At 44.9% G+C, this 24,200-nt stretch carries 14 protein-coding genes; 2 read left to right on the plus strand and 12 right to left on the minus strand.

What is annotated here, in order from left to right; all coding sequences use genetic code 11:
* Positions 1-266: 266 nt before the first annotated feature.
* The 3 genes from ACOJR9_RS11415 to ACOJR9_RS11425 form a co-directional block, all read right to left on the minus strand.
* Entirely contained in the window at positions 267-1,823 is a 1,557-nt protein-coding gene (locus tag ACOJR9_RS11415) for a BCCT family transporter (RefSeq protein WP_420933095.1), read from the minus strand.
* Between the two features lie 149 nt (positions 1,824-1,972).
* A complete protein-coding gene (locus ACOJR9_RS11420) occupies positions 1,973-2,194 on the minus strand; it encodes a TIGR02450 family Trp-rich protein (protein ID WP_334029163.1) in 222 nt (73 codons plus the stop codon).
* 50 nt (positions 2,195-2,244) lie between these two features.
* On the minus strand, positions 2,245-2,595 hold the full coding sequence (locus ACOJR9_RS11425) for a hypothetical protein (RefSeq protein ID WP_420933096.1): 351 nt from the start codon (positions 2,593-2,595) through the stop codon (positions 2,245-2,247).
* A gap of 187 nt (positions 2,596-2,782) precedes the next feature.
* On the opposite strand from ACOJR9_RS11425, the gene ACOJR9_RS11430 reads away from it, so the two are divergent.
* Positions 2,783-3,190 (plus strand): hypothetical protein, encoded by a 408-nt coding sequence (locus ACOJR9_RS11430; protein ID WP_420933097.1) that lies wholly within the window; start codon positions 2,783-2,785, stop codon positions 3,188-3,190.
* 9 nt (positions 3,191-3,199) lie between these two features.
* Here the strand turns inward: ACOJR9_RS11430 and recD are convergent, their stop codons facing one another.
* The 3 genes from recD to recC form a co-directional block, all read right to left on the minus strand.
* A complete protein-coding gene (gene recD, locus ACOJR9_RS11435; protein ID WP_420936115.1) occupies positions 3,200-5,227 on the minus strand; it encodes an exodeoxyribonuclease V subunit alpha in 2,028 nt (675 codons plus the stop codon).
* A gap of 153 nt (positions 5,228-5,380) precedes the next feature.
* Positions 5,381-9,589, minus strand: a complete 4,209-nt coding sequence (recB, locus tag ACOJR9_RS11440) for an exodeoxyribonuclease V subunit beta (protein WP_420933098.1) — start codon at positions 9,587-9,589, stop codon at positions 5,381-5,383.
* Entirely contained in the window at positions 9,586-13,362 is a 3,777-nt protein-coding gene (gene recC, locus ACOJR9_RS11445; protein ID WP_420933099.1) for an exodeoxyribonuclease V subunit gamma, read from the minus strand. The genes recB and recC overlap by 4 nt, the downstream gene beginning before the upstream one ends.
* A gap of 564 nt (positions 13,363-13,926) precedes the next feature.
* Here recC and ACOJR9_RS11450 point away from each other — a divergent pair.
* Positions 13,927-14,583: a dUTP diphosphatase gene (locus ACOJR9_RS11450; RefSeq protein ID WP_420933100.1), complete on the plus strand. Its 657-nt coding sequence runs from the start codon at positions 13,927-13,929 to the stop codon at positions 14,581-14,583.
* 129 nt (positions 14,584-14,712) lie between these two features.
* Here ACOJR9_RS11450 and ACOJR9_RS11455 read toward each other — a convergent pair whose 3' ends face one another.
* The 6 genes from ACOJR9_RS11455 to ACOJR9_RS11480 all read right to left on the minus strand — a co-directional run bounded on the left by ACOJR9_RS11455 (position 14,713) and on the right by ACOJR9_RS11480 (position 23,964).
* The gene (locus tag ACOJR9_RS11455; RefSeq protein WP_420933101.1) at positions 14,713-16,392 is read right to left on the minus strand and encodes an AMP-binding protein; all 1,680 of its coding nucleotides are present in this window, start codon (positions 16,390-16,392) and stop codon (positions 14,713-14,715) included.
* 232 nt (positions 16,393-16,624) lie between these two features.
* Positions 16,625-20,797 carry an EAL domain-containing protein gene (locus ACOJR9_RS11460; RefSeq protein ID WP_420933102.1) on the minus strand — a complete coding sequence of 1,391 codons (4,173 nt, stop codon included), beginning with the start codon at positions 20,795-20,797 and terminating at the stop codon, positions 16,625-16,627.
* Positions 20,798-20,972: 175 nt separating this feature from the next.
* Entirely contained in the window at positions 20,973-22,343 is a 1,371-nt protein-coding gene (locus ACOJR9_RS11465) for a ribonuclease J (protein WP_420933103.1), read from the minus strand.
* A gap of 122 nt (positions 22,344-22,465) precedes the next feature.
* Complete coding sequence (locus tag ACOJR9_RS11470; protein WP_420933104.1) at positions 22,466-22,816, minus strand: DUF2750 domain-containing protein; 351 nt, start codon at positions 22,814-22,816, stop codon at positions 22,466-22,468.
* Positions 22,817-22,830: 14 nt separating this feature from the next.
* Entirely contained in the window at positions 22,831-23,667 is an 837-nt protein-coding gene (locus ACOJR9_RS11475) for a LysR family transcriptional regulator (RefSeq protein WP_420933105.1), read from the minus strand.
* Positions 23,668-23,793: 126 nt separating this feature from the next.
* On the minus strand, positions 23,794-23,964 hold the full coding sequence (locus ACOJR9_RS11480; protein ID WP_420933106.1) for a hypothetical protein: 171 nt from the start codon (positions 23,962-23,964) through the stop codon (positions 23,794-23,796).
* Between the last annotated feature and the right edge of the window lie 236 nt (positions 23,965-24,200).

A 24,200-nucleotide genomic window follows, 5' to 3' on the forward strand; every position in this document is an offset into this window, starting at 1 on the left:
TAAACCTGCAAATTTGGCGAACTGGTTTTATTACCTCAGCGCACACTCCGCTTTGAGAACCAGTTTTGACAATTAGGTGAATAATAACGAACCCGTGAAAAGGCACTTTCCTTTTCACGGGTTTATTTTTTGTCAATGCTGGGGGCAGTTATAACGTGGAGTTATAACGTGGAGTCATAACATGGAGCTATATCGTCGAGCTATAAAGTCGAGTCATAACGATGCTTTCATAGCGAAGAATTCATACCAGAGAATTCCTACTAGCTTCACCAAGCATCTTTCGCCTTAGCGTTGCCTTTTGTAATGACAATGCGCGGTGCATCCCATAAAGACGGTAATAAAATTAAGGATACGGGCACAGCACTCACTACAATAAATGCTTGCAGTTTATCTATACCACCAGAGCCAATCATAATAAGAATGGCGGCCATTAGCCCCATTGCAATGCCCCAAAACACTCTCACAAACGTTGCCGGTTGGTCGGAGTCTGACATAGAAACTGATAACACGTACGTCATGGAGTCGCCCGTTGTGGCTACAAACGTCATGGTAAGCAATAGAAACAAGAATGAAACAATGGCGCCCATAGGCAGCGCCTGAGTAACCGCAAGCAGCGCCGCTGGTAAATTAAAGCCTTCAAACGCAGCTGAAATAGTACCAGGGGCATCAAGCTCTAGTGACAACCCTGTTCCACCAACAATGGTAAACCAAAACATGGTGATAAGCGGCGCAATAATAGACAGCATAATGACAATTGCGCGAATAGAACGGCCTTTGCTGATACGAGCTATAAAAATTGCCATCATAGGCCCGTAGCCAATAAACCATCCCCAAAAGAATACTGTCCACCAGCCTAACCAACCCGCCTCGCCAAACATACCCGCATCTCCGCGGTATAACGCCATTTGGAAAAAGTGCGTAATGTGTGTGCCCAACGCCTCAAAGAAATGGCTAATGACAAACATTGCACTGGTGGTCACCATTAAAAACGCCAGCAAGCAAACTGCGAGGATCATATTCAATCGGCTAAGCAGCTGAATACCTTTGGTCACCCCAGTGATGGCCGAGGCAACATACACAATGGTAAGCACACTAATAACTGCCGTTTGTGTTGTGGCATTGTCGGCTATACCAAACAATGTATTGAGCCCGTAACTTACCTGTAAGCCCAGAAATCCTATAGGCCCCACCGTGCCAGCAACCACTGCAATAATACATACCGCGTCTGTGATAGTACCAATAGGGCCTTGTATAGCGCGGCGCTTAAAAATAGGGTAAAGCAACGTTCGGGGCGCTAACGGCAGGCCCTTCTCGTAGTGATAATACATAAGCATTATCACCGTCAGGCTACCTAAAATAGCCCAGGCCAAAAAGCCCCAGTGAAGATAAGATTGCGCAAGGGCGTACACCATAGCCTCGCCAGTACCTGCTTTAACATCATCAAATACCGGCGGCACGCTTAAAAAATGTGCCATGGGCTCGCCAGCTGCCCAAAATACACCGCCGCCAGCGAGAAGCGTACACATGATCATTGAGCCCCATTGGAATTTAGAGAATTCTGGTGTGTCTATATTCCCCATCACTGCCCTAGCGCCTGGCAAACATGCCATACCCAGGCTAATTAAAAAGGTCGCCAATAACAGCACTTGCCAATACAAACCAAAATACGTTACCGACCAGGCGAAGCTACTGTCTACCCAAGCAGCAAGCGCGCTCACATCAATTAAGGCCATCAAACAAAATACACTGATAAACCCAGCGGTAATGGCAAATAGCGGGATGTTTATCTTACGTTTTGGGTGTGTGTGTTTTGTTAAAATCATTTTAAAAGCAAAGATTCCTTAAGAAGTGAAGAGTCATCGACGTTGTAAAATGTAAGTCGATGACTAATATAGATTGGTAAGTCGAAATAACCGTAACGTTATGTCTAGCCTACCATATCGAGAAAATTATCGAATTAGTGAGATGATTGCTATTTCCAGCCTTGGCGCCACAATGTCGTGTCTTTTAAATCTCGCCAGTTTATCGGGTATTCTGTTTTTGACATCACCGATTCAAGAACACAAGAGACAACAACACCCTCTTCGTCGAACGTCACGTCGGTCACTAAAAAATGCTTTTCTTTGTTTTTAGGCGACGTGGACGTCCACTTACTGCGCAGAAGTTTTTTTGGGTTTATCTGATGTTTAGACATAAACAAGGCTCTTTAACTATCTTTTATAATGACTAACGAAGGCGACTACACTACTCAATCGCAACCGTAATTTTGCAATCAATATACTTGAGCATTTTGTTAACTGTATAGGGAATGGTAATTTCTGCGAGAGTCTCATTTGAAGGTGTGGCTTTTACCAATAAATCACACGCATCATAGCTAATCTGCTGACGTATAACATAATCGTTAAGCTCGTCAAAAAAGCGCTCCTCGAGAGGTACAACCCCGATAAAAAAATCAGTGCTGTCGTCTTTAAAAAACCACGCCCCTGTTATCTCTTTTTTCAGTGTGTAAGCCTGCATGATATCTAAACGCAAAAATCGAAAATAGGCTTGTGTACTTTCACGCTCATTCATTTGGCTTTTAGTGGGTTCGCTCACAGAGTTCCTATTGATGTTTTTTGTGATAGTTAACGTCGCGGTGAAGTTTGTATCTTATTACGTTTGGTCTATTACATAGGGCCGATTAGTCTGCGCTAAAGCAAGGCGTAGCGTTGATCCACATCAACGCATCTATTCTGGTGATAAGCCACACTTCAATCATCTACACCTTTTCGTGTTAATAAGAATGCATACGTTAGAAAACACCACCGCTTTTCGAACCACCATTATCCCTATGGTGCACGGACTATACAAGCTGACATTAAAGCCAACGGTAAACTTGGCCATACAGACAAAACCTGTTTTTGGCGCAAACGTCACCTTTCACAGCGATATTATCGAGCATCCTAGTTTTGTTGCTAGCCCTCGGTGTGTTATCGGTTGGCTTGATGTTGGCGGGTTATCTTATTTGAGTATTGAAGAAGGCATACAGGTGGCTGCGTACAATAGCAGCGCACCACCTTTTTTGCCTTCTCAATTTCTGCATTGTGATAGGGGTATTTTAAGAGTGAATATGACCACCCGCTTTTACCCCATTGCTAAAAACGCATCAGACGCTCACGAATACGGCGCGTTTTTCTTTACGCCTGTGTGAGTGGAAGAACTACTTTTCATCAATGGCGGCGTCGCGAATGGCGTTTGCCAAGCCGGAATATCGCTTGTCTACTCTCGATACCATGTCACTAAAGGTAGGACTATTGGCAATTATCAAACATCCCTTTTTAGCTCGTGTAAGCCCGGTGTATACCAGGCCACGGTGAAACAACCCTGCAGCCTTTTCAGTTTCAGGCTTAGGAAGCAGCAGCACCACGTGAGAGAACTCAGAACCTTGAGACTTATGGATGGTCATTGCGTAAACGGTTTCAAACTGGGGCACGCGAGATAAGGAAATATGCCTTAGCTCATCATTCTCAGCTTCAAACCACGCCAGTAACTTTCCACTACTGTCTGGCCAAATAATACCAACTTCACCATTGGATAGGCGCTGAGGGTGATTATTTTTAACTATCATGATGGGCTGACCTTGATAGAAATTGCCTTCTCGCCGTGTAATTTTGTGTTTAATAGCATCAAAAACCAATGAATTTAAACGCTCAACTCCCATGTTGCCTTTGCGCACCGGCGTTAACCACCTGACTTGGTTTAGTCGACGCAGCGCATCACATGCATTGGTGGCATCAAAAATAGGCATAAAACTTTGCACGGCCATTTTGCGCAGCTTTTTGTCGCTTACCCAATCTTCTGGCCATAAATGAACACCATCGTTCAGTACTGGTATATCAGCCATTGATTCTGCGTTTTTTGCATTATTTACCGCGTTATTTAACGCGCTCAAGGCACCCTGCGGTTCACCTTTTTGGATAGCGGTCGCCACTGCCGCCACTTGCCCTTTAAATCGTTGTGGTGCTCGCAGCGTATGTACCCATGTTTTCGCATCTTCATCTACGGGTAATAAAGGTAAATGGGGGCATAGGGTAGCGATATGCTGACGCAGCGCAGTGGGCACGGCGCCAAGCATTTTGTCGTCTGAATTAACTAAGTCGTCATTCGTTTCTACCAATTGCTCTAACACGTTCCCTAGCTCTACAGCGGGCAACTGCTCAGCATCTCCAATAAAATACAGACGGGCATGTTCAGGTAGCGCTCTTATTATTCGCGTCATTAGGGCAAGGTCGACCATACTGGCCTCATCCACAATTAATACATCAAGTGAAAGCTGATTTTGCCTGTTGTACTTTGTTGATACCGTGTGTTCTCGCAGCCCTAACAACCGGTGAATAGTTACTGCTTGTGTGGGAACGCGGTTTAACACACCGTCATCAATTTTTCCCCTCAAGCCAGCAATACTGTCGCTAATTGATTCCGTCATACGCTGCTGCGCTTTTCCTGTAGGCGCCGCCAACACTATATTGATGTTGTCCTCGCAGGCTTGAAGGGCTAGCAACAAGCGCAGTACGGTGTAGGTTTTTCCTGTTCCTGGGCCACCGTTAATTACGCTAAATTTTTGTACAATACTTTTAGCAACGGCTACCTGCTGCCAGTCTTGCTCGCTGCTAAGCGCTAGCTCTTGGCTAGGCTCTTGTGAAGCCGCAATTGATGGCGCTTTGACAAACATGGCGGGCCACAAGGCTTTTACCTTTGAATATGCCTCATCAGATAAGGGGGTAAAGGCGGTTCTAGCAACCACGCCCTGCGCGACTTCTTGTTCAAACTCATAATATCTGCGGCTGTAAAACAGACCGTTGTTATAAACAAACAGCTGACCAATGCGTTCGTCACTTAACGCTTTTTTCACCACACCGATAAGCGGTGTCAGTTCTTCAAACGTGTACCCTTTCTTTTGCGTATCGTTTTGGCCATTGTTACTTGATGGTGAGTTATGAGTGCTATTACTCACACTTCTATTTTCACTCACATCTTCGCCAAACAAGGTTTTGCCTGCTACATCGCTAAGCTTCACACAGCTGTTTCCATGGCGCTGCATAAACGACAACAAAACCAAAAGATGCAGCCACGTTGTATTTTCTTGCTCACTAAGCACAGAAGTGGGTGTAAATTCAGAAGCTATAAATTTATCGATGGCCTCAATACCAAATAGCTGTTCAAACAATGCATTTTTATTGATTTTCATTGCTGCTATGTCGTCTTTATCAGCACTGTTTTTTGGGTCTATATTATCTGTGTTTATTGTGGCTGTGCTTAATATGGTTGATTGGGCCTTATCACCACTACCCGTATGTTGTTCACTCATGGTTTGCGTCGCTCTTTTTAATAGACACCTTCATTAATCAAACCCAAAACTTTGCTGATGACCTGCTTCGCTGTTTTCTGGTTTTTCTTTCAATGTTTTTTTCGGCTTATGCTCCGACAAACGTTCCGGCTTATGATCAATAGTATCCTCAGGCGTATGTTCTGGCTCGCTTCCAGTAACGGGCTCACTGCTATTATCTGTTTGAGCCTTGGTCATATCATCGCCGTCAAATATGCTGTCTAGCGAGTGCAGCACTTCTTGAGAGATAGACGTAAAGAACACCCCTTCCCCTTCTTGGTTCTCCGGGTGCATACCACGCAGATACAAGTAATATACTCCCCCAAAATGACGTTCTGGTTGGTAATCTGCAAGCGTATTGTTTAAATACCGATGTAGCGCAAGGCAATAAATAAGATACTGCAGGTCATAAAGATGATGCTGATTATTTTCAAACAATGCAGTGGGGCTGTAGCTTGCGATGTCATTGCCTAACCACGTCGACTTATAGTCGGCCACGTAGTATTTGCCTTCATGTTCAAACAATAAATCGATAAAGCCGTGCATCATTCCCCCAAGGTTGGCTGTCATAAGATGAGGCACTGTCAACGCCTGAGCGTTATATTCTGCAGCCACCTTTGCCCTGTGAGCACGTAAAACCTCGCTTACCCCCGCCCATTTACTGTCTTTCATGGGGAAATAAAATTCAGCCTCTCTTAGAGTTTGGTGTAGCGTTAAGTCGCTTAAGGTAAGGCTTATGTTGGGATAAAGCGGTGTTTGCAGTACTTCCTCTAGCCAGTCGTACAGTGAACTTACCTTGTCCTCCTCTAGCCCAAAACGACTGACCAACTCAGGCCCATGTTCATCCCACGTAGGCGCACTAAAGTCATTAAGCTCTAACAAATCATGTAAAAGATTACCGGCGCTTGCGCCTTTCGTTAACGTAAAGCGCAAGCGGTGGGCCTCTTCAATATTCGTGGTAGTAGGTTTATCCGCCGCTTCATTGGTAAATCTGTCGCCAAAGCTAGATAGCCCATCTATAGAAAACTCTTCGTCACGCACAGTTTGAAGTACAGGTACCGTATGCTCTTTTTGATTGGCAACCGGTATGTTTCCTTGCATTGTCAGCCTACTTAGGGCTGAAAACGAATATAATCGCCAATCTTCACTGTGGGTGCCTGTAAATTGAAGTGCATAGAGTACTTGGCTGGTCTCATTAAGGGTGAAACTGGTGTATTTAAGGTCAAATGCATCGGCGCTGATATGACACGTATACGCGTCAGCTTCACCACTCACATTATCGAGCACACCTTGCCAATTACTGACGCTATCGGCGTTATCGTTACTGACTCCTAGCGCTCGCGCAAGTGCACTTTTTTCATTACCATCAAGGGGAATAACTCCCATATAACAGCGATGGGCAGCGCGAGTAACCGCTACGTAAGCCAGTCGCATATCTTCTGCGGCCCCTTCAGCTCGTACTCTTGCGATGGCTTGTTTTGTTTGCCCTAACTGCAGCTGTAACCCTTGTTTGTCTTCATCATAGTAAGTCAATATTTGCGACATCGATTTGCCGTTTTTTGCTGGATCTTTGTAGCCAGTTGCAAAGGGAATAAACACAATGGGATACTCTAGCCCCTTAGAGCCGTGCTGTGTCACTAAACGGATAAGCTGATTGTCACTCTCCAAACGCAGCGTCATCTCTTCATCTGACTCAGGCTGGTGTATTTGTTTATGCAGCCAGTCGAGTAATTGCTCTGGCCTTTGATGGGTTGTGCTCGCCTTTTCAAGGACTTCAGCAAGGTGTTGATAATTGGTTAGCGCTCGCTCTACTTCCCCGCCGTATGGCGTGTAGCTTTCTTGCATTAGGTGTAGCAGCACACTCATACAGCCTTTTTGCAGCCACAGTTCACGCAGTAATAGTACCCGCTCGAAGGCAGTATCCCACAGCGCATCGTCTTCGTGATAGAGTAAATCAACCAGTACTTCAGGGCTATATCCCCATAGGGGCGATGCTAAACTTGCCGCTACTTTGCTGCTGTCGCTGGCATGCCAAATGCCATTTAACAAGCGCAAAATGTCTTTGGCTTCTGGCGTGAGAAATAAATTACTGCGATCGCTTAAGTAAACGCAGGCCAAACCTTGCTGCTGCAGTACATACTTTATTGCATTGGCTTCAGTTCTGTCTTTTACCAAAATGGCGATGTCGGAAGGCATCACAGACGTGAAGGTTTGACTATTGATGCTGTTTTCAATATCCGTATTTTCAGTGTCAGTGCTTTTACTTTCAGAGCAGTTATTGACTAAGCTGCCAGCAGCGGAGCCATCACTACCGGAGTGGTAAAAACCCGCCTCATTTAGAAGACGATAGATTTCTTGTGCAATCCACAGCGCCATTTTACGGCGCATTGTGTTGGTATCTTGCTTATCGTCTAAGCACATACTCACGTAATTCATTGCACTGCGCTGCTCGCAGGGATCGCTTAACGGATGCTTCGCTGCAGCGGCCTTTTGGGTAAACTCCACCTGCGTGTAATCAATATTAAAACCAAATACATCACCTGAGTGCGCTGCCGACAGCGGCGCACCATAAAACACGCGATTATACGCACTGACCATGCCTTTAACAGACCGCCAGTTTGTGTTCATAACCCACCGGAAATCTGCTTGTTTCCCTGCTTTTAAATAGGTGAATATATCCCCGCCTCTAAAGCGATAAATAGCCTGTTTGGGATCGCCTATCATCAAAAGCGCGGTGGTTTTGGTGTTACTCTCCGTGGTGCTAGGGCCAGCAGTGTCAGTCTCATTGGTATGAGAAGCCGTAGTTTCACAATTGGCCCTGTCTTTTGCAGTGGCGTTGGTATCAGAATGACGAGGATATACTGCATCTAAAATAGCGTATTGTTTGGCATCGGTATCTTGGAATTCATCGATTAATGCTACGGGGAATTTTTTGCGAAGCTCTGCGGCTAGCGTATTGTCGGGCTTTGCCACCTCATCAGCCAGCATATTAATAAGGTCGTCAAAATCAATGATCCCACGCTGCTTTTTCTGTTTTATTACTCGCTCTTTTATAAAGGAAATGGCGTCATTGACTAACGCAAAAACAGGCAGCTGAGCCAGCGTGTTATCTCTTTCGTCAATTTCAACTTCTATCGCCTTGGTAAAGTCTTTTATAGGGCTTAGCAGTTCTTTAACGCCAGAGGTGTTGCGAGAGTATCGCCTTTTATCTAGAAACGCTTTGGCCTCGCTAGGCGCATCGGTGTACTGCCCCTGCCTCAACCACGATTTCAGGGCTTCAAGTTCGCCAGGGCGTACCTTTTTGTGGGCAGCGCTTTTCATCAGTTGTTCGTATAGCAACGTTTCGTTGGCTTCTATGCCACTTAAGAACACCGTGAATTGACTAGGTTGAGTGTCAGGGTTGCTCGCTAAATTATGGTTAAATGACTCCTCTACTGCGTGTTCATCAAGCACGTTAGGGGTTAATGTACTGCGGATACTTGCATTAAATTCACTTAGCAAACGCTCAGGTACATGCCACCCTTTTGATGCCAGCAACAAGAAGTCATCTTCGGTATAACCGTCATGACCACCGCTTACTTTTCTTATCCAGTCTTCACTGGCCTGCAAGTATAGGTCGCTGGTATCTTTACTTAAATTCAGTGACATAGCGAAGCCACTATTAAAAGCAAGTTGCCCTATTACATGCTGGCAGAACCCATGAATTGTGAAAACGGATGCCTCATCAAGCTCTAGCTGCGCGGCTTTGAGTAGGCTCAAGCTTTCTTCAAGATTGCAGTGGGTCAGTAAATGATGAAAAACGGGATCCATTCCTTCAGGATCTGGGCCTTTAGGAGCTATTCCTTTAGGAGCTATGCCTTTAGGAGCTATTCCTTTAGGAGCTATGCCTTTAGAATCTGCATCCTCAAAGGCTATGTTTTCAGAAGCGGTACCCTCATTGTCTATTGCTTGTTGCCAAACGCTAGCAGCTTCACGCAGCGTCGCCGCTACACGACCTTTAATTTCCTCGGTGGCGGCCTTGGTAAAAGTCATTACCAAAATCTCTTTTACCGTTAGCTTTTTTTCAAGCAGTAGGCGTAAATACAACCGCGTAATATTGTACGTTTTCCCCGTTCCTGCACTGGCCTCAATAAGATGCCTGCCGTGCAGGGGCATGCTAGGCACATCGAGTAATTGAGATGCCACAGTACTGTTTGAAAGAGTGCTACTTGAAATATCATTCATAGCTGTTCCTCCACTGCACAATTCGCCACTATGGAAAACAAAATAAAGCCTTCAACATGAGGAAGGCTCTGCCATGAAATACCATCGGGAAAAAGCCATTTCAGATACGGGTTATTGGCCATGTCTGCATTAAATTGCCCCGAGGACTGCAGCCAGTTTTTAAGTATACGTTCGGCCTCTATGCTATTGAACAGCTCGCTACTGCGCTCGACGATTTGTTGTGCCTTGTCTGATGTGACATTAGGCGGTGGCTGGCTGCCTTTTGTATCATCCGAGCTATGATCTTCAAAGCCATATGCAAAAGCAGTAGGGCATGATTGCTGTAACGTAGCGATAATATCGTCATAATGTTCAGGCTTAATCTCACCCACTATCACCTTACTGTCAGAATTTCGCTTACCTGGCACTAGGTCGGAATATAAGCTGCGGTAAAGAGGCGTTGGCGCAGTGAGTATTGCCATGTATAGCTGTTCAATAAATAACAACATGTTTTCGGCAGTGGCAGCGTCGAGTGGCGCGAAGCGACGTTTCATCAACTTTGTTTCGCCTTTTTCCCAGTCGCAATAATAAATATCCAACGGATAGCCATGATGAGTGCTGGTTTCACTGTCGGTGCAAAAAACAAGTTGAGACATAAAGTACGACAGTGCTCTTATGTCGTTAATTTTTCCGGCGCTTCGCAGAACTAGACTATCAGCAGCTTCAAAAGCGCTGGCGGTGAAGGTAATGTGCTTACCAACAAAACTGACGTTTTTTGCCACAGCATCGTGAGGGCCCATTGCCTGGGTTAATGCTAGCGCTCCGTCTTTCCAAATTTGTAGCTCTTCTTTTGCCACAGGGTTATTCGGAATATCGCCCCGCAAAGAAGCAAATTCCACCACCTGCTCTGAAGATAGTTCGTGATGCGAGCTTTCCTGTTGCCCCGACGGCACTGAGAAAATAGCGTCTAGAACCTGATATCGCACAAGCCCATTAGTTTCAAACGGCTCGCTGTTATCTAGCAAGGTGAAAGACTGAGATAGGTTTACCCCTAAGCGCTGCAGCGAAAAGTATTCCAAAGGGTCTTTAAATGCCCTCGCCACCTGCATGGTTGTAAGCCGTGTTTCATCCGGACTTTTACTGTTTTCGATAGCGCTATGCTTATTACCGGTCTGGGCGTCTGTTTTTGTTTCTAACGAAGCGCTTTGAACTGAATCTAATTCTTGACCCTCAGCCTGTGGCTGCGAAGATTTAGCTTTTTGCAGTGCGTCTGCTAGGCGAAGCCAACCCGTCTCGTAGCTTGGAAGCTGCCCGGTAAATGCGGCCTCACTAAAGGGGTGTAGTGGCGCGTGCTTTACATAATGCGAGATATCAAGCTGATAGCCCGTTGCGAGCATGTCGAGAAACTCTGCCAGCACCAAACTTGGCTGACGTTCACTGTTATTTTTGACATCGTTCCCTTGGTAACTTAAATACAAGCTCTCTCGGGTAGAAACAATTGCCTCTAAAAAAAGATACCTGTCTTCTAGCCTTCGTGACCTATCGCCTATTCGCCTTTTCGGTCCTGCCATAAGATCAAGCCCAAGCGGCGTCGCTTTTCTTGGAAACTCGCTATCGTTTAATCCTAAAATACATACCTTCTTAAACGGAATGCTGCGCATAGGTAACATAGAGCATACGGTTACTTGCCCCGTCATAAAATGGTTTCCGGCATCTGGGGAAGAGAAGCGGTTTAACAATAGTTCCCGAATTTGACGTAAGCTCAACGTGTGTTCGTAGTCAGCTTCATCGCATCGCGCATATAAATCAGCGGCCACTTTAGCGATTAAATCCCAGCTTTGCTCCTGATCTTTGGTAGACACAAAGCACGCATCACGCAGCTGCAGTAAATCGTGAGCCCATTCTTTCGGCGAGCGCGGTGTAGTGAGTTCGTTTGCAAACCGGCCAAGTAAATCAACAACTTGTACCAGCTTGCCCAAAATAAGCGCACTTTGGCCCTCTACGTCAGGTATGGTGAGCGCTCCATCAACAATCATTTCGCTATCTGGTGCTAACATGCCCATGAGTAAGCGACGAAGTCCCCACCACCAGCTGTACGTATTTTCATTTGTCACGCCCTCAGATATGGAGGCCTTATGCTTGCCATTTAACCCCCAATGAATATGAGCTTGCTCAAGCCATACCATCATCTGATCGATATCAGCCTGCGCAACATTAAAGCGCTTTTGCACAGAATCGAGCTGTAAATAATCCATTATATCTGCCACGCCAAAGCGGCTATCTGGCAATTCTAGCAGCGCCATAAAAGCGGCAATCAATGGCTCGGTATCCATTGGGCTTCTGTCGGCGATTGAACATGGCAAACGGATGGTGCCATTGGTGTACTGGTTTCTAGTGCCTACTCGGTGAAAAACGGCGTCGACGAAAGGGGCATAATTTTCAATAGCAGGGCACATCACCAGAATATCGGAAGGCGTGCGCGTGGTATCTTGTGACAACCAATGTAATAGATGATCGTGCAGCACCTGCACCTCACGCAACGCAGAGTGAGTGCACATAATAGTGACACTGTCGTCTTGCTCTGCTTCTTGAGGGCCGTTTACTCGAATAGGGCTTGCAGGCAGGGCCTGTAATATATCGCTATGAATACGCTTTAGCAGATTGCGCTGAGCACGCCCTCTGCCTGAGCTTTTCGTTTCTGCGATATTATTTTGAGGCTTTTCCGCTACGTTAGTGCCTGAAAGATTCGTCTCTTCAGTATATGTTTCTTCACTGCCTATTTCTCGACTGCTTATTTTTTCACCGCTTATTGATTCTCTGCTTGTTTCTTCAAGGGTGGCGTCGTCAAGGGCATCAATTTCGGTTTCATCAATCTCGGGGGCATCAAACGCACTAATTTCAAAAGTGTCTAACTCGGTCAGTAAGTTAAACAACTCTCTTCCTTGCTTACCTAAGTTACCTAACAACGAATTACTCTGCTCGTTCTCCATCCACTTATTGATGCCTTCCATGCGCAGTTGTTTCGCAAGTTCACTGTCGCTTTTAGCATCCCCCCAATAATTAACACTGGGGTTTAAATGAAAAATATGAATATCGATATGCTCGGCCAGCGCATCAAAAAATGCAATGAGCTGAGGCGCCATGGTATTGATAGCAAAAACCACTATGCGAGATGGAAGGTTCGGTGGTAACAAGCCTTCACTGAGAGCATCTATAGTCATCTTGTGAAGCCGAGCAGGATGCAGAGACTGCTCTTTTGTCAGAATGCGCCAAATTTCGCTCTGCCACGATTCCATGTCATCGAACACCACCTGCTCATTATTTTCCCAGGCAAAAAGCCAGTCTGGTCGGTACAGTAAGTATTGCTCATACACATCGGCAAGGGCCGTAGCGAGCTGTAAACGCTGAACGCCCTGCTCTTGCTCACTGCCCGCACTTAACCAATAGCGGCGCACTTGTTCAAACGCACCGGTGGTCATCAGGGCATCGTCTTGCAGAATATTATCTATACGCCACGTAAGTACCTCTCGTCGATAAGGAGACTGACGAGGTACCTTTTCACTGCCTAACACCACCCTGGCTGTATTCCACATGAACCTCACGGGCAAAGGAAAATCAAGGTTCATTGCAATTCCCTGCTCGCGAGCCAACTGCATGCTTACCCAATGCTGCATACCAGGACTTTCAACAAGGATAGTTTCAGGGGAAAATACCGAGGAGGGTTGTTGCTCAAGTAACGAAGTAAGCAGAAAACTAAGATGCTCTAATTTGTTTGATGGATATAGCGCAAGCAATCTAAAAATCCTTTATTTGACTGGCATGTAGCCTATCTTATAAATACAAGGGCACGTTGACCTTTGACAGAGAATTAGTGTATCGCAATTACCTGCAGTGTTAAGTGTTTTATTTCTTATTGTGACAGAGGTAACAAAGGGAAAAATCAGGAGCAAGGAGAAAAAAACCCATACAGACCTCAGGACACGAAAATTCTGTATGGGTAAGGTTTACGGGCTGCGCAATTGCCGCTTAAATGCGTGTTGCCTGGCACTCATTTAAACGAGGTGCTATTGCGCAACTCAGTTAACACAAGTAGCAAAGCAGATAAGATGCCACTTTTAAAATTTCGCAAAAAACTTTAAAATCAACAACTTAAAAAACCAACCTCGGCATCAACCTAAGACTTTAGTTTAACTTTGGTGCAGTCGCACCAAAGTGCAACACGCTTCATTTATCTTGTTTTGCGCTAACACCATGTACTAGCAACATGCTTCATTCAAATAATCATTTAACCGTACGCTGGCTTCCAGTACACTTTGCGGCATCAAATGTAGATTCAAATTAGGTTATCAGGAGCCACAATGTTAAATGCACAGCAGCTAGCAACGATGCTTTCGCTTCAAGACAAGATGAATACAAAAGTGAACCCAGACTGGCTAAATGCGGGTTATGGTTACCTACGCGCCGCCATGGTTGAGTCGGTTGAAGCCATAGAGCATCATGGCTGGAAGTGGTGGAAAGCACAACACAAAGACTTACCACAGCTGCAGATGGAGCTTGTAGACATTTGGCACTTCGCATTAAGTGCATGCATTATCGATGCTAATGGTGACGTTGACGCTTCTGCAAAAAGTATTGCAGCAGAACTTGCGAGTGGTCAAACAGTAGTAGCCTTCGACAATCAAAACTACGATGTAACCCAACAGTCTTTGCTTGATAACCTAGAACTAATGACGGGTTTGTGTGCAGCGAAGCGCTTTAGTGTTCCTTTGTTTATGCACATTGTTGAACAATGTGACATGTCTCCAGATGAACTATACCGCCAGTACGTAGGTAAGAATGTACTTAACTTTTTCCGTCAGGATAACGGTTATAAAGAAGGGACATATATTAAACAATGGAGCGGTCGTGAAGACAATGAACACCTCGTTGAAGTAATGAATGCATTAGACTTGTCGAAGCCAGAATTCAGTGACTTGGTTTACCAAGGGCTGCAAGCGCGCTATCAGAGCAAGTAATGAGTGAATAACTCGTAACAATAAAAAGGCGCATTTTGAAGTGGCGCCTTTTTGTTTTTTTAGCTCTTACCGACGTTTTTACGTTAACGAGCTGTATCGATTAGGTCATGACAGACCAACATAAACGGCTTAGGCGTCAACCCACACTAGCTTCTTAGTATAATCACCTTGAATAATATCAACAAACCGCTCTTCTAATACGTGACGTTTTACCTTGAGCGTCGGCGTAAGCAAATCATTTTCAATACTCCACTCGTTGCTCATTATAACCACCCTATCCATGACTTGATGACTCTCTAGCTTAGCGTTTATTGCCTCGAAGGTTTTCTTAAGACTGGCCTCTACAGCCGATTTGTCTTTTTTCTGTGCGTCTTCACTTAGCACCAGCAGAGCTACGGGTTGAGGTAGGTTTGTTCCTGTTACACAAACCTGCTCAACAATGGGGTTTTCCATGAACTTGGCTTCAATGGGCGCCGGAGTAACATACTTACCCTTCGCCGTTTTAAAAATATCTTTTAGTCGGCCGGTTATTTTAACGTAACCGTCGCTATCGATTACACCCTTATCACCGGTGCACAAATAACCATCTTCAGTGAAAACCTCAGCGGTTTTTTCTGGCTCAAGATAGTACTCAATCATGTTACAAGGCGATAATACCTGTATTTCGCCCTCTTCAGAGGTGCGGATGTCCACACCGTCGTAAGGCTTGCCGATACAGCCAATTTTATCGTGCCTGAACGGTACACTGCCGGTTCCATAGGCGCTATTTTCAGTCATTCCCCACCCTTCGGAAATGTTAATGCCGATTTTAGCGAACCATTCAATAACGGCAGGCGCTAGCGGTGCTGAGCCACTCGCCCATAGTCTTGCGTTGTTTATGCCCAAACCGTTGCGTATTTTCTTCGCCACGATCTTGTTCAAAATAGGGATCTTGAGCAACGTATCTAACTTCTTCTGAGGCATTTTAGCCAGCACACCCATTTGGAACTTCGTCCATAAACGAGGTACTGAAATAAATAGCGTAGGCTGACAATGGGTCACATCGCGCTGGAACGTGGCTAAATCTTCAACAAAATGAATTTTTCCACCACTGTAATAACTCGACAACTCCACGAGAACACGCTCAGTAATGTGAGCGAGTGGTAGATAGCTTAAAGTGCGATCGTTCTCGTCAATACCAAGTTGGTCCAACGAACGTCTGGCCGCCCAGCATGCGGTGTTGTAGCTATGTACAACCCCTTTTGGTTGCCCTGTGCTGCCCGATGTGTAAATGATGGTCATCACATCGTCCATATCATGAACGGGTGACGTTCTCAGCGGTTCACAGTCAATAAACTCATTCCACTGCTGTGAAGCCGTGATATTTGGATAAGGAAAAGCGACCGTTTTATACGATGATGGAATAGACGCTACTTGTTGCTCAGTATTGTCTAACTTACCCACAAATAGAAGCTGAACATCGGCGTGCTGCAATACGTACTGCACTGTGTCTGGGCCAGCGGTTGAGAAGATAGGCACAGAGACATGACCAGCCATCATGATACCTAAATCGGTAATGAACCACTCGGCACAATTTTTAGAAAAAATACCAATGCGGCTTCCCGGAGGTAGCGACATTTCACAAAGGCGGCTTGCTACTTTTCTCGCGAGGTTGGCAACGTGGCTCCACGTATAGTCATGGTACTCCCCTTTGATGGGCTGAGTAAGGAACACCTCGTCTCCACGGGACTTCTCCCATTGGTACAACATGCTTAATGGCGATTCAATTACTTCCGTGCTGTTTGCGTTTGCTGTCATATCTAGCGGCATAGGTCACTCATTTGTTGTTATAATGTAGCTCATTTTTACAATGATTTCACAGTAGTATAATAAGCCTTATTTTTTATTGAATGACAAGCTTTTTAAACAGACGTTTACATTCCGTCCCATACGGAATGGGGGATACAGAGAACAATTTAGTTTTTTTATAGTCGTGTCTGCGGTTTTATTATGAGGCTTTTAGCAGATACAATTTGAAAAAAGAGTGCGCTTATTCAGCGCACTAGTGCCAATTTTTGGTTAGCAAAGGTGGAATATCATGTGCTGCAGCGGGCCTTGCGTAGTGATAACCTTGGTGAAATACGCAACCTTTATCAAGAAGTGCAGCCGCTTGTTCGTGGGTTTCCACCCCCTCTGCGACGCAGCTCATGCTCAAGCTGTTTGCCAGTGAAATCGTAGTTGCAACGAGTGCTTCGTTAGCGTTACCTGGGGCCATTTCGTTAACAAAGCTCTTATCAATTTTAAGCACAGACAACGGATAGCGCTTCAAATAACTTAGTGATGAAAAACCAGTGCCAAAATCATCAAGGGCTAAAATAAACCCCGCGTCTACGAATCGCTGAATTTGGCGTAAAGCGTTATCTGTATCATCTATCAGCACGCCCTCCGTTATTTCAAAACGAAAGGCTTTTTTTGGCAAATCAAATTGCTCGAGTAAGCTAAAGACGCTTTCTAAATCAAACTCAGTTTTAAAATGCAGCGCTGATAGGTTAATGGAAACAAAGCCCGCAAAACCACTCTTGTACCAAGCTGATAGGTCTTCAGCGGCGCGATACATGGCTTTTCGAGTAACCTCGATAATATATCTCAGCTCTTCTAAGATAGGAATAAAGTGGTCAGGGTACAAAGGCTGACCGTCTAACTTGCCACGTAACAATAACTCTACGCCCACTGTTTGCTTCGTTTTTGCATTAATAATAGGCTGATAATGATTGAAAAAACTGTCTTCTGAATACGCACGCTTAACTTTGTTCTCCAAGGTTAAACGATTTTTCGCCTTTTCATTCATGTCGTTCGTAAAATAAGCAAACCCGTTAAGCGTGTCTTTTTTAGCGGTATACATAGCCACATCGGCCTGCTTAATGAGATCGGCTGGCTCTGGCGCATCATCTGGATAAAATGCAACGCCAATGCTGCAGGATACCCTAAGCACTTCGCTAGACAATGAAATGGGTGTTTCTACGGCTTCAATAACTTGACCTACGAACGAGCTTAAATCATCATCGTTTTCAACTTCTTCAATAACAATGACAAACTCATCCCCTCCTAGGCGGGCCACTGTACCCGTATCGGCCACCAAATTACGCATTCGATTAGCGACAATTCGAAGTAGCTTGTCGCCGTAGTCATGTCCTAGTGAATCGTTAATACCTTTAAATCTATCAAGGTCAACAAACATCACGGAAACGCGGTGGCCATGATGCCTGGCAAGAGCAATAGCATGCTCTAATCGGTCTAGGAGTAATGTTCGGTTAACTAATCCAGTGAGGCTGTCGTAGGTGGCGATTTTTAGTAATTTTCGTTCCGCCTGTTTTTGCTCAGAAATATCTGAAATTACAATAAGGTAGTGTTCTGGTATGTGCCCATTGCCACTGATAGCGGTAATATCGATAAGCACGTCGTAGCGTTTGCCATCGGTACCATCAATTACCCCCTCGTCTTTCCAAAAGTCACCGCCTTGCATATCGGTCAACCTGTCGGAAAGCTGCCTACTAAGGCCAGGGTATCGCAAGTAAAGTCGCTCGAGTTGCTTTGGCAATGGCTCTTTATGGTTGAAGCCGAATACGTGTTCAAAGGCAGGATTTGCTGCCACTAGCTTCCTGTGTTCATCAAAAATAATGACCCAATCTCGGGTTTGTTTGAACGCGTCGCTAAATAGCGATACTTGCTGCTGTGCTGCTCTCAGCCGAGTCAACGATTTGTGACGAGAATACAAATAGGTAGTGAGTAAACAAAGCAGCAATACACCATAAATCGCGTAGGCAAGCGGTGAGCGGTAAGGCGCATAAGGCACAAACAAAGATATTTGCGCGGCTCGATAGCTCGATTCAAAGCTACCTGGTGTAGGAATTACAGAGAAGGTGTACTTTCCAGGATCTAAGTTCGCAAACGTTATTTTGGCGTCCTCTGTAACCCCTTCAGAAACAAATCTATTCCCATCAAGTAGCTTATAATAATACTTGGTCTCGCCTATTCCCGATGTAATCAGCGAAGAAAAGTAAATAGTGAGGCCAAAGTCATCGTGGGCCAGGTCGAAATGTTGGCCATTCAGATTTTTTAGTCCTTGAGGAAGTGTCCGTTTTCCAACCGAGACTCCAGTAATTGCCGTTTGTTTACCCACCAGCGTGCCCCCTTCATCGGAAGCTTCCAACTGTTCTGGAGAAAAAACAACCACGCCACTAGTAGAGCCAAAGGCTAACCTGCCGTCACTCAGAATAATAGAGGCGCCTTGATTGAATTCTGATACCGAAAGTTCACGTCCATAAATAAAGTTTTGGACCTTACTTGAGCGAGGATCATAACGGTGTAAACCTTGGTGCGAACTAAACCAAATGTTACCGGTGCTATCTTTTTGAAGGCCATATACAATGTTGGATATCAGTAGATTTGATTCATCAAGCGTATACAAAGGTTCAAACGTATCTGCGTCTAGTCCAACTAACCCTCTTCCGGTGTGTGCCAGCCAGAGAACGCCTGTATCGTCCATCACCCATGAACTTACTGATTGATTACTCAATCGCTCGCCCTCAGCAAAGCGATACACCAAGCGAGGCTCATAAGTCGTAGTATCAATTAACCATACACCACCTTCCGTACTTAGAAACATAGCGTTGTGATATGTAGACTCTCCAAGAAAGGAGGGGTCAAATTTCACATCAAATATACTTGGGTCTAGTGGCAACACCGTCAACGTTTCAGAGATAAAGTCATAGGTGTAAAAGTCGCTAGGCCCTGTAAAAAACATGACGCCGTTTGAAGAAATCGCAGGGTTCGAATCCCATGCATTAAATACGCTAGCATCCCCACCGCCACTCACAGGTGGAACAGAAAGCGCACCAGTTTGAGGGTCGAAAACGCGAATACCTTCATAAATTTCGAGAATTAGTTTGTTATCAGGCGCTGTCAATATTCGGTCGACAGAACTAGTGCCAAGCAATGAGTCTTCAACCTGCTCTCTTAAAAAGTGCGTTGAGGATTTTGTCGTAAAGTCATACTGGCTCATGCCGTTGGCGGTTCCAATCCATAACTTGCCATCAGAGGACTGAGCAAAGGACCACACCACGTTATCACTTAATCTATCTTCACCCGATTTCCGTTCATTTTGAATAGTGTAGATATCTGAACTTTGAATTCCAAAGTGCAAAGCGCCAGCAAAAACCGTGGCTAACCAAAGATTGCCTTTCTCTGTCTGTGCAATGGCTGAAATCTTTTTATCCGACAATTCTGAGCGGCCATTATTTGGCTGAAGAATATGTTCGTTAACCCACCTGTCTTGCGTTTTTTTGAGTTCAAATAATCCTTTGTTCGTACCCATCCAAAACGCATTTTCGTCAGACTGCACCATCGTCCATACATTGCGGCCGGTGAGCACTTCTTTAAAGCGGCTTCCCTTGTTCTCGAGCACTTGTTCAATCAAACTGTTTTGGTCGGTGTTAAATACGCCATTCACCGTGGATATCCAAATGCGATCACTTTCATCTCGCATCAAAAATTTTGCATTTTGATTATCTTCATCCGGCTGCGTGCCATTAAGGTAATCAAGAGGCTTCAGCATTGAAGACTCATCAAGCGTGTTGCGGGTAAAAACACCAAAGGTGGTTGCAACAATAAGTATGTCTTCAACTATGATTGCGTATCGAATACTGTGGGAATCGTTTAACATGTTGTCGGGAAGCGACGCAAGAACTTCAATTACACCGGTTAATACATTAAGTCTTTGTACCTTTTCCGATAAGGCAAGGATGAGATGTGAATCATCTTGCCAATAGAATGACTCGGCATGTTGATTATATTCGCTGTAATTTTTGTAGGGTGTTGCTGGAAGTTGTGTTATTGCCTGTGACTCAAGATCCACGCGGAATACGCCCCGTCCATAAACACTGACAAATAAGGCTTTGTCTTCTTGAACCGTCAATTTCCAAATAGAACTGTTTGAAAATAAGCCGTCGCTATTATCGATAATTTTGGTTTGTACACCATCCCAACGCACTACTCCGCCATCAGTTGCTATCCAGACAAATCCCTCTTTATCGACAACGATGTCGTTGACGACATCTTGAGGTAGTCCATTTTTAGTTGAGAGAGGTTGGAACACTGGGTTTTGGATACGAGGATCAGCCATAGAGGTTAAGCTGACAAGTAGTAAAAAAATAGTGGCGAAAATGTGGCGAGGCATACCCAGTGTCGTCAAATAGATTAATTAACGGGCTTAGTGTATCAGAATGATCGATTGATGGGCAGCTTATATAATCGCCGTATTATACAACATGCGAACAAAATGCGATAAAATTAAGTAATTGATTCATTTAAAATTTTAAAGTCAGCGGTCGCTAGTCTGCAATGCTTCTGCTCTAATCTTGTTGCACAGGCACCCGCCCAACGGGAATGACATTGCGTCGAATACTTGGCTGGGGCGCCAGACGATATAAGTCACCATTCTCGCCTACATAGGTTTTCATGATACCTACTGATTTTGCTACTTCTGCGTGAGCCAATAAATGGCTGTGCTCACCGTGTACGGGAATGGCAATTTTTGGTTGCACCCAAGAGTACATAAGTTTGAGTTCTTCTGCGCAAGGGTGTCCACTAGCGTGAATGGGAAGGGGGCTACTCTCGCTGTGAATGGTCCTAACTCCTTTTCCTTTAAACGCAGTATTTAATCGAGCTACGGTCTCTTCATTGCCTGGAATAACAATGCTCGAAAAAATGACTGTATCACCTTTCTCAAGCTGAAGGTGAGGATGGGTATCATGTGCAAAACGAGCGAGAGCTGCATTTTTCTCGCCTTGACTCCCCGTTGCAACGATAAGTACTTCTTTAGGTGGCAAATACCCTAAGTGGTGTGAGTCAGCGATTGGCAAATCATCAGGCCAAATCCCCTGTTGGCGAGCAATGCCATACATATTGACTAGCGAGCGCCCGTATAGGCCCATATAACGACTGGTTTTTTGTGCAATCTTTGCCAGAGTAATAAGCCGTGCAATATTACTTGCAAAGCAGCCTACTACCACGCGACCTTTCAGCGGCAATATGGTGCTTAACAACCCGTCGTAACAATTGCGCTCAGAGATGGAGAAACCAGGCTTATTCGCATTAGTGGAATCGCCCACTAGAGCCAGAATGTTTTCATTTGCCAATTGCTTGTAGAGCTTTGGTTCAAAGGGCTTACCGGTCACCGGCGATGCATCTATTTTCCAATCTGCGGTATGCAATATTGCGCCCGCAGGGGTATCAATTTTTAGTGCAAATGGCTCTGGTAAGGAATGCGTTATTTCTAGCCACTTAACAGAGAACACGCCAATGGTTACCGTATCACCCGCCGACACTTCGATAATGGGTATCTTGTTAGCAAGCTTGCTTCTAGACAGTTTTCTGCGAAGCACTTCAGCGGTGAACGGCGTGGTGTAAATAGGCTTTTGAAAACGCTGCCAAAGATAAGGAATTGCGCCAACATGGTCTTCGTGAGCGTGGGTAATAACGATGCCAGCTAGCGCATCTTTTTGATTTGCAATAAAGGATGGGTCTGGTGCAACCACTCTGTGCGTTGTTTTTGAAGCTCGCGGGTTTTGCTTATAGGGTGCTGTGAGAGGCTCATCAAACGATACACCGCAATCTACCATTAGCCACTGTCCATTATGACCGTACAAATTTAGATTCATCCCTATTTCGCCTGTTCCTCCTAAAGGAGCAAACCATAAATCATCAATACCTGGCTCTAACAAGTGTTGTACCTCTACAATAATGCGACCAATAGGAAGTTGTGACAGTAACGTGCCGTGTTTGGCTCTGGCCTCATTGTGCGAGGCCGCAACGTATAAACGATAAATTGAACGGGAAGATCACCCTACAAAGATTCAGCAAACTCCTGTGGAGACATCACTTCACCTTCTTCTGCTGGCACGGGACACACAATAACCATTAAGTTGTCTTGGGTCATTCCAGGCACCCATTTTGTCAAAAATTCATCAGTAGTCAGTTCCATTGCCTCACAATGGTCCCAGTCATCTGTCGCCCAAAGAAGAGCTAATTCAGCATCGGGCCATACCGGCACACCGTCATCTTCATCAGTGGTTAGCATAACGCAACCGTGTTCATCTTTAAGAATAAACAACTTCTGCTGTGATTTTATCTCTGCAACGCTTGCCTCTAAACGTTGAAATGCGTTTTTTTCTAACATTGGGTGTAATAATGACATATTTTTCTCGCTGCTTATTTTGGGGCGATAGAAGAAACGCTGGTTATAATATCAGCCAATCCTATTCGTCTAATTTGCTTCATAGTGTGAAGGTAGACTTTCAATGAAATATTTTCGATGGGGTCAATTAATACTAATGAAGCCCTATCTCTTATTTGTGACTCAACATTTAATGGCAACACCGCGATGCCCCCTTCAGTGCACAAATTATTCAGTGCCAATGAAAGCGAATTTGTTCGTAATTTTGCATCTCTTAGCTGTGGATAAGCGGTAAGTAACCAGTCTCTCGCTTTTACCCCCCAATCTATTGCCACAAAATCTTGAGCGTTTATCTGCGAAGCGGGCTCACCAACTCTGTATAGTCCGAGAGGCTGTTCGAACAAAACCACGCTGTTTACATCTTCCGATTTGAGTGGCTCTGTAGAAAAAGCGAGGTCTGTAACTCGCTCATGTAGCTGTCGGGATAAAGCATCGAGTGTGAGTATGTCCGCCTTAACAGAAAAAGCGGGAAACTGTTTGTGAAGATGAGTTAACGCGTGTGATAAAAACAAATCGCTTGCTAATTGCGTGGCGCCGCACACTGCATATTCAGTGGTTTGTACTTGTAGCTCCTGTTTGGCCTCATTTAACGTAGCACACAACTGTCGAGCAAAAGGCAGTAGCTTTTCTCCAGACTGAGTAAGCTGAATACTATTTCGCTGACGCACAAACAGTGTCGTATGAAAATATTCTTCTAAAAGTTTGATTCTTGCGCTTACTGCAGATTGAGTAAGATAGAGGTTTTCGGCAGCTTTGCCAAAATGGCGTGTTTTGGTCACCTCTATGAAAGTGGTGAGAAAGCGAATATCCATGCTTGCAGTACAACCAGCGTAATTAGAAACCAAGTTTGGTTAAATGATACGTCAATTGAACTAAAAAGCACAGCGTCGCGCTACCAAATGATAGCGCGATATTATCTGCTTACGTGATGAACGAGATTAGTGTTGCGTTTCGTCGTGCGAACGGCGCTGCTTGTCACGGCGCAACATGGCGCGCTTTCGCATTGCCTTTACACTTTTCTCGCGAAGAGTGTTGGGCTTTTTAGAATGAAACTCACCTTCGTCTGCCGCATTCCATTCATCACTTTGAAAACGATAGTCTTTACTCATTAGTGTCTCTAGGTTGTGAACACGCTACAATTATTGCTGCGGGAGATTTAATTGGAAACAAAATTTTATTATCGTAGCGATGATAAAATTTGTTGCGTGAAAACCAGGCTTTATTCAACATTTTTTGTTCATCGGCTTGCACACAGCTCATTTTTATCAACGATTATAAAAAATAAAAGTCAACTAAACTTTTACTTATCATGACCTTAAAGTTTTCAACTTCTTCTGGTTCGCAT

Origin of the sequence: Alteromonas ulvae (assembly GCF_048987005.1) — a bacterium.
Lineage (GTDB): Bacteria > Pseudomonadota > Gammaproteobacteria > Enterobacterales > Alteromonadaceae > Alteromonas.

Excerpts from the sequence above, each read along its gene's own strand:
- ACOJR9_RS11430 (WP_420933097.1), top strand. The coding sequence starts at position 2,783 with ATGCATACGTTAGAAAACACCACCGCTTTTCGAACCACCATTATCCCT.
- recB (WP_420933098.1), bottom strand. The coding sequence starts at position 9,589 with ATGAATGATATTTCAAGTAGCACTCTTTCAAACAGTACTGTGGCATCT.
- ACOJR9_RS11420 (WP_334029163.1), bottom strand. The coding sequence starts at position 2,194 with ATGTCTAAACATCAGATAAACCCAAAAAAACTTCTGCGCAGTAAGTGG.
- ACOJR9_RS11460 (WP_420933102.1), bottom strand. The coding sequence starts at position 20,797 with ATGCCTCGCCACATTTTCGCCACTATTTTTTTACTACTTGTCAGCTTA.
- ACOJR9_RS11470 (WP_420933104.1), bottom strand. The coding sequence starts at position 22,816 with ATGTCATTATTACACCCAATGTTAGAAAAAAACGCATTTCAACGTTTA.
- ACOJR9_RS11450 (WP_420933100.1), top strand. The coding sequence starts at position 13,927 with ATGTTAAATGCACAGCAGCTAGCAACGATGCTTTCGCTTCAAGACAAG.
- ACOJR9_RS11455 (WP_420933101.1), bottom strand. The coding sequence starts at position 16,392 with ATGCCGCTAGATATGACAGCAAACGCAAACAGCACGGAAGTAATTGAA.
- ACOJR9_RS11475 (WP_420933105.1), bottom strand. The coding sequence starts at position 23,667 with ATGGATATTCGCTTTCTCACCACTTTCATAGAGGTGACCAAAACACGC.
- recD (WP_420936115.1), bottom strand. The coding sequence starts at position 5,227 with ATGAAAATCAATAAAAATGCATTGTTTGAACAGCTATTTGGTATTGAG.
- ACOJR9_RS11415 (WP_420933095.1), bottom strand. The coding sequence starts at position 1,823 with ATGATTTTAACAAAACACACACACCCAAAACGTAAGATAAACATCCCG.
- ACOJR9_RS11480 (WP_420933106.1), bottom strand. The coding sequence starts at position 23,964 with ATGAGTAAAGACTATCGTTTTCAAAGTGATGAATGGAATGCGGCAGAC.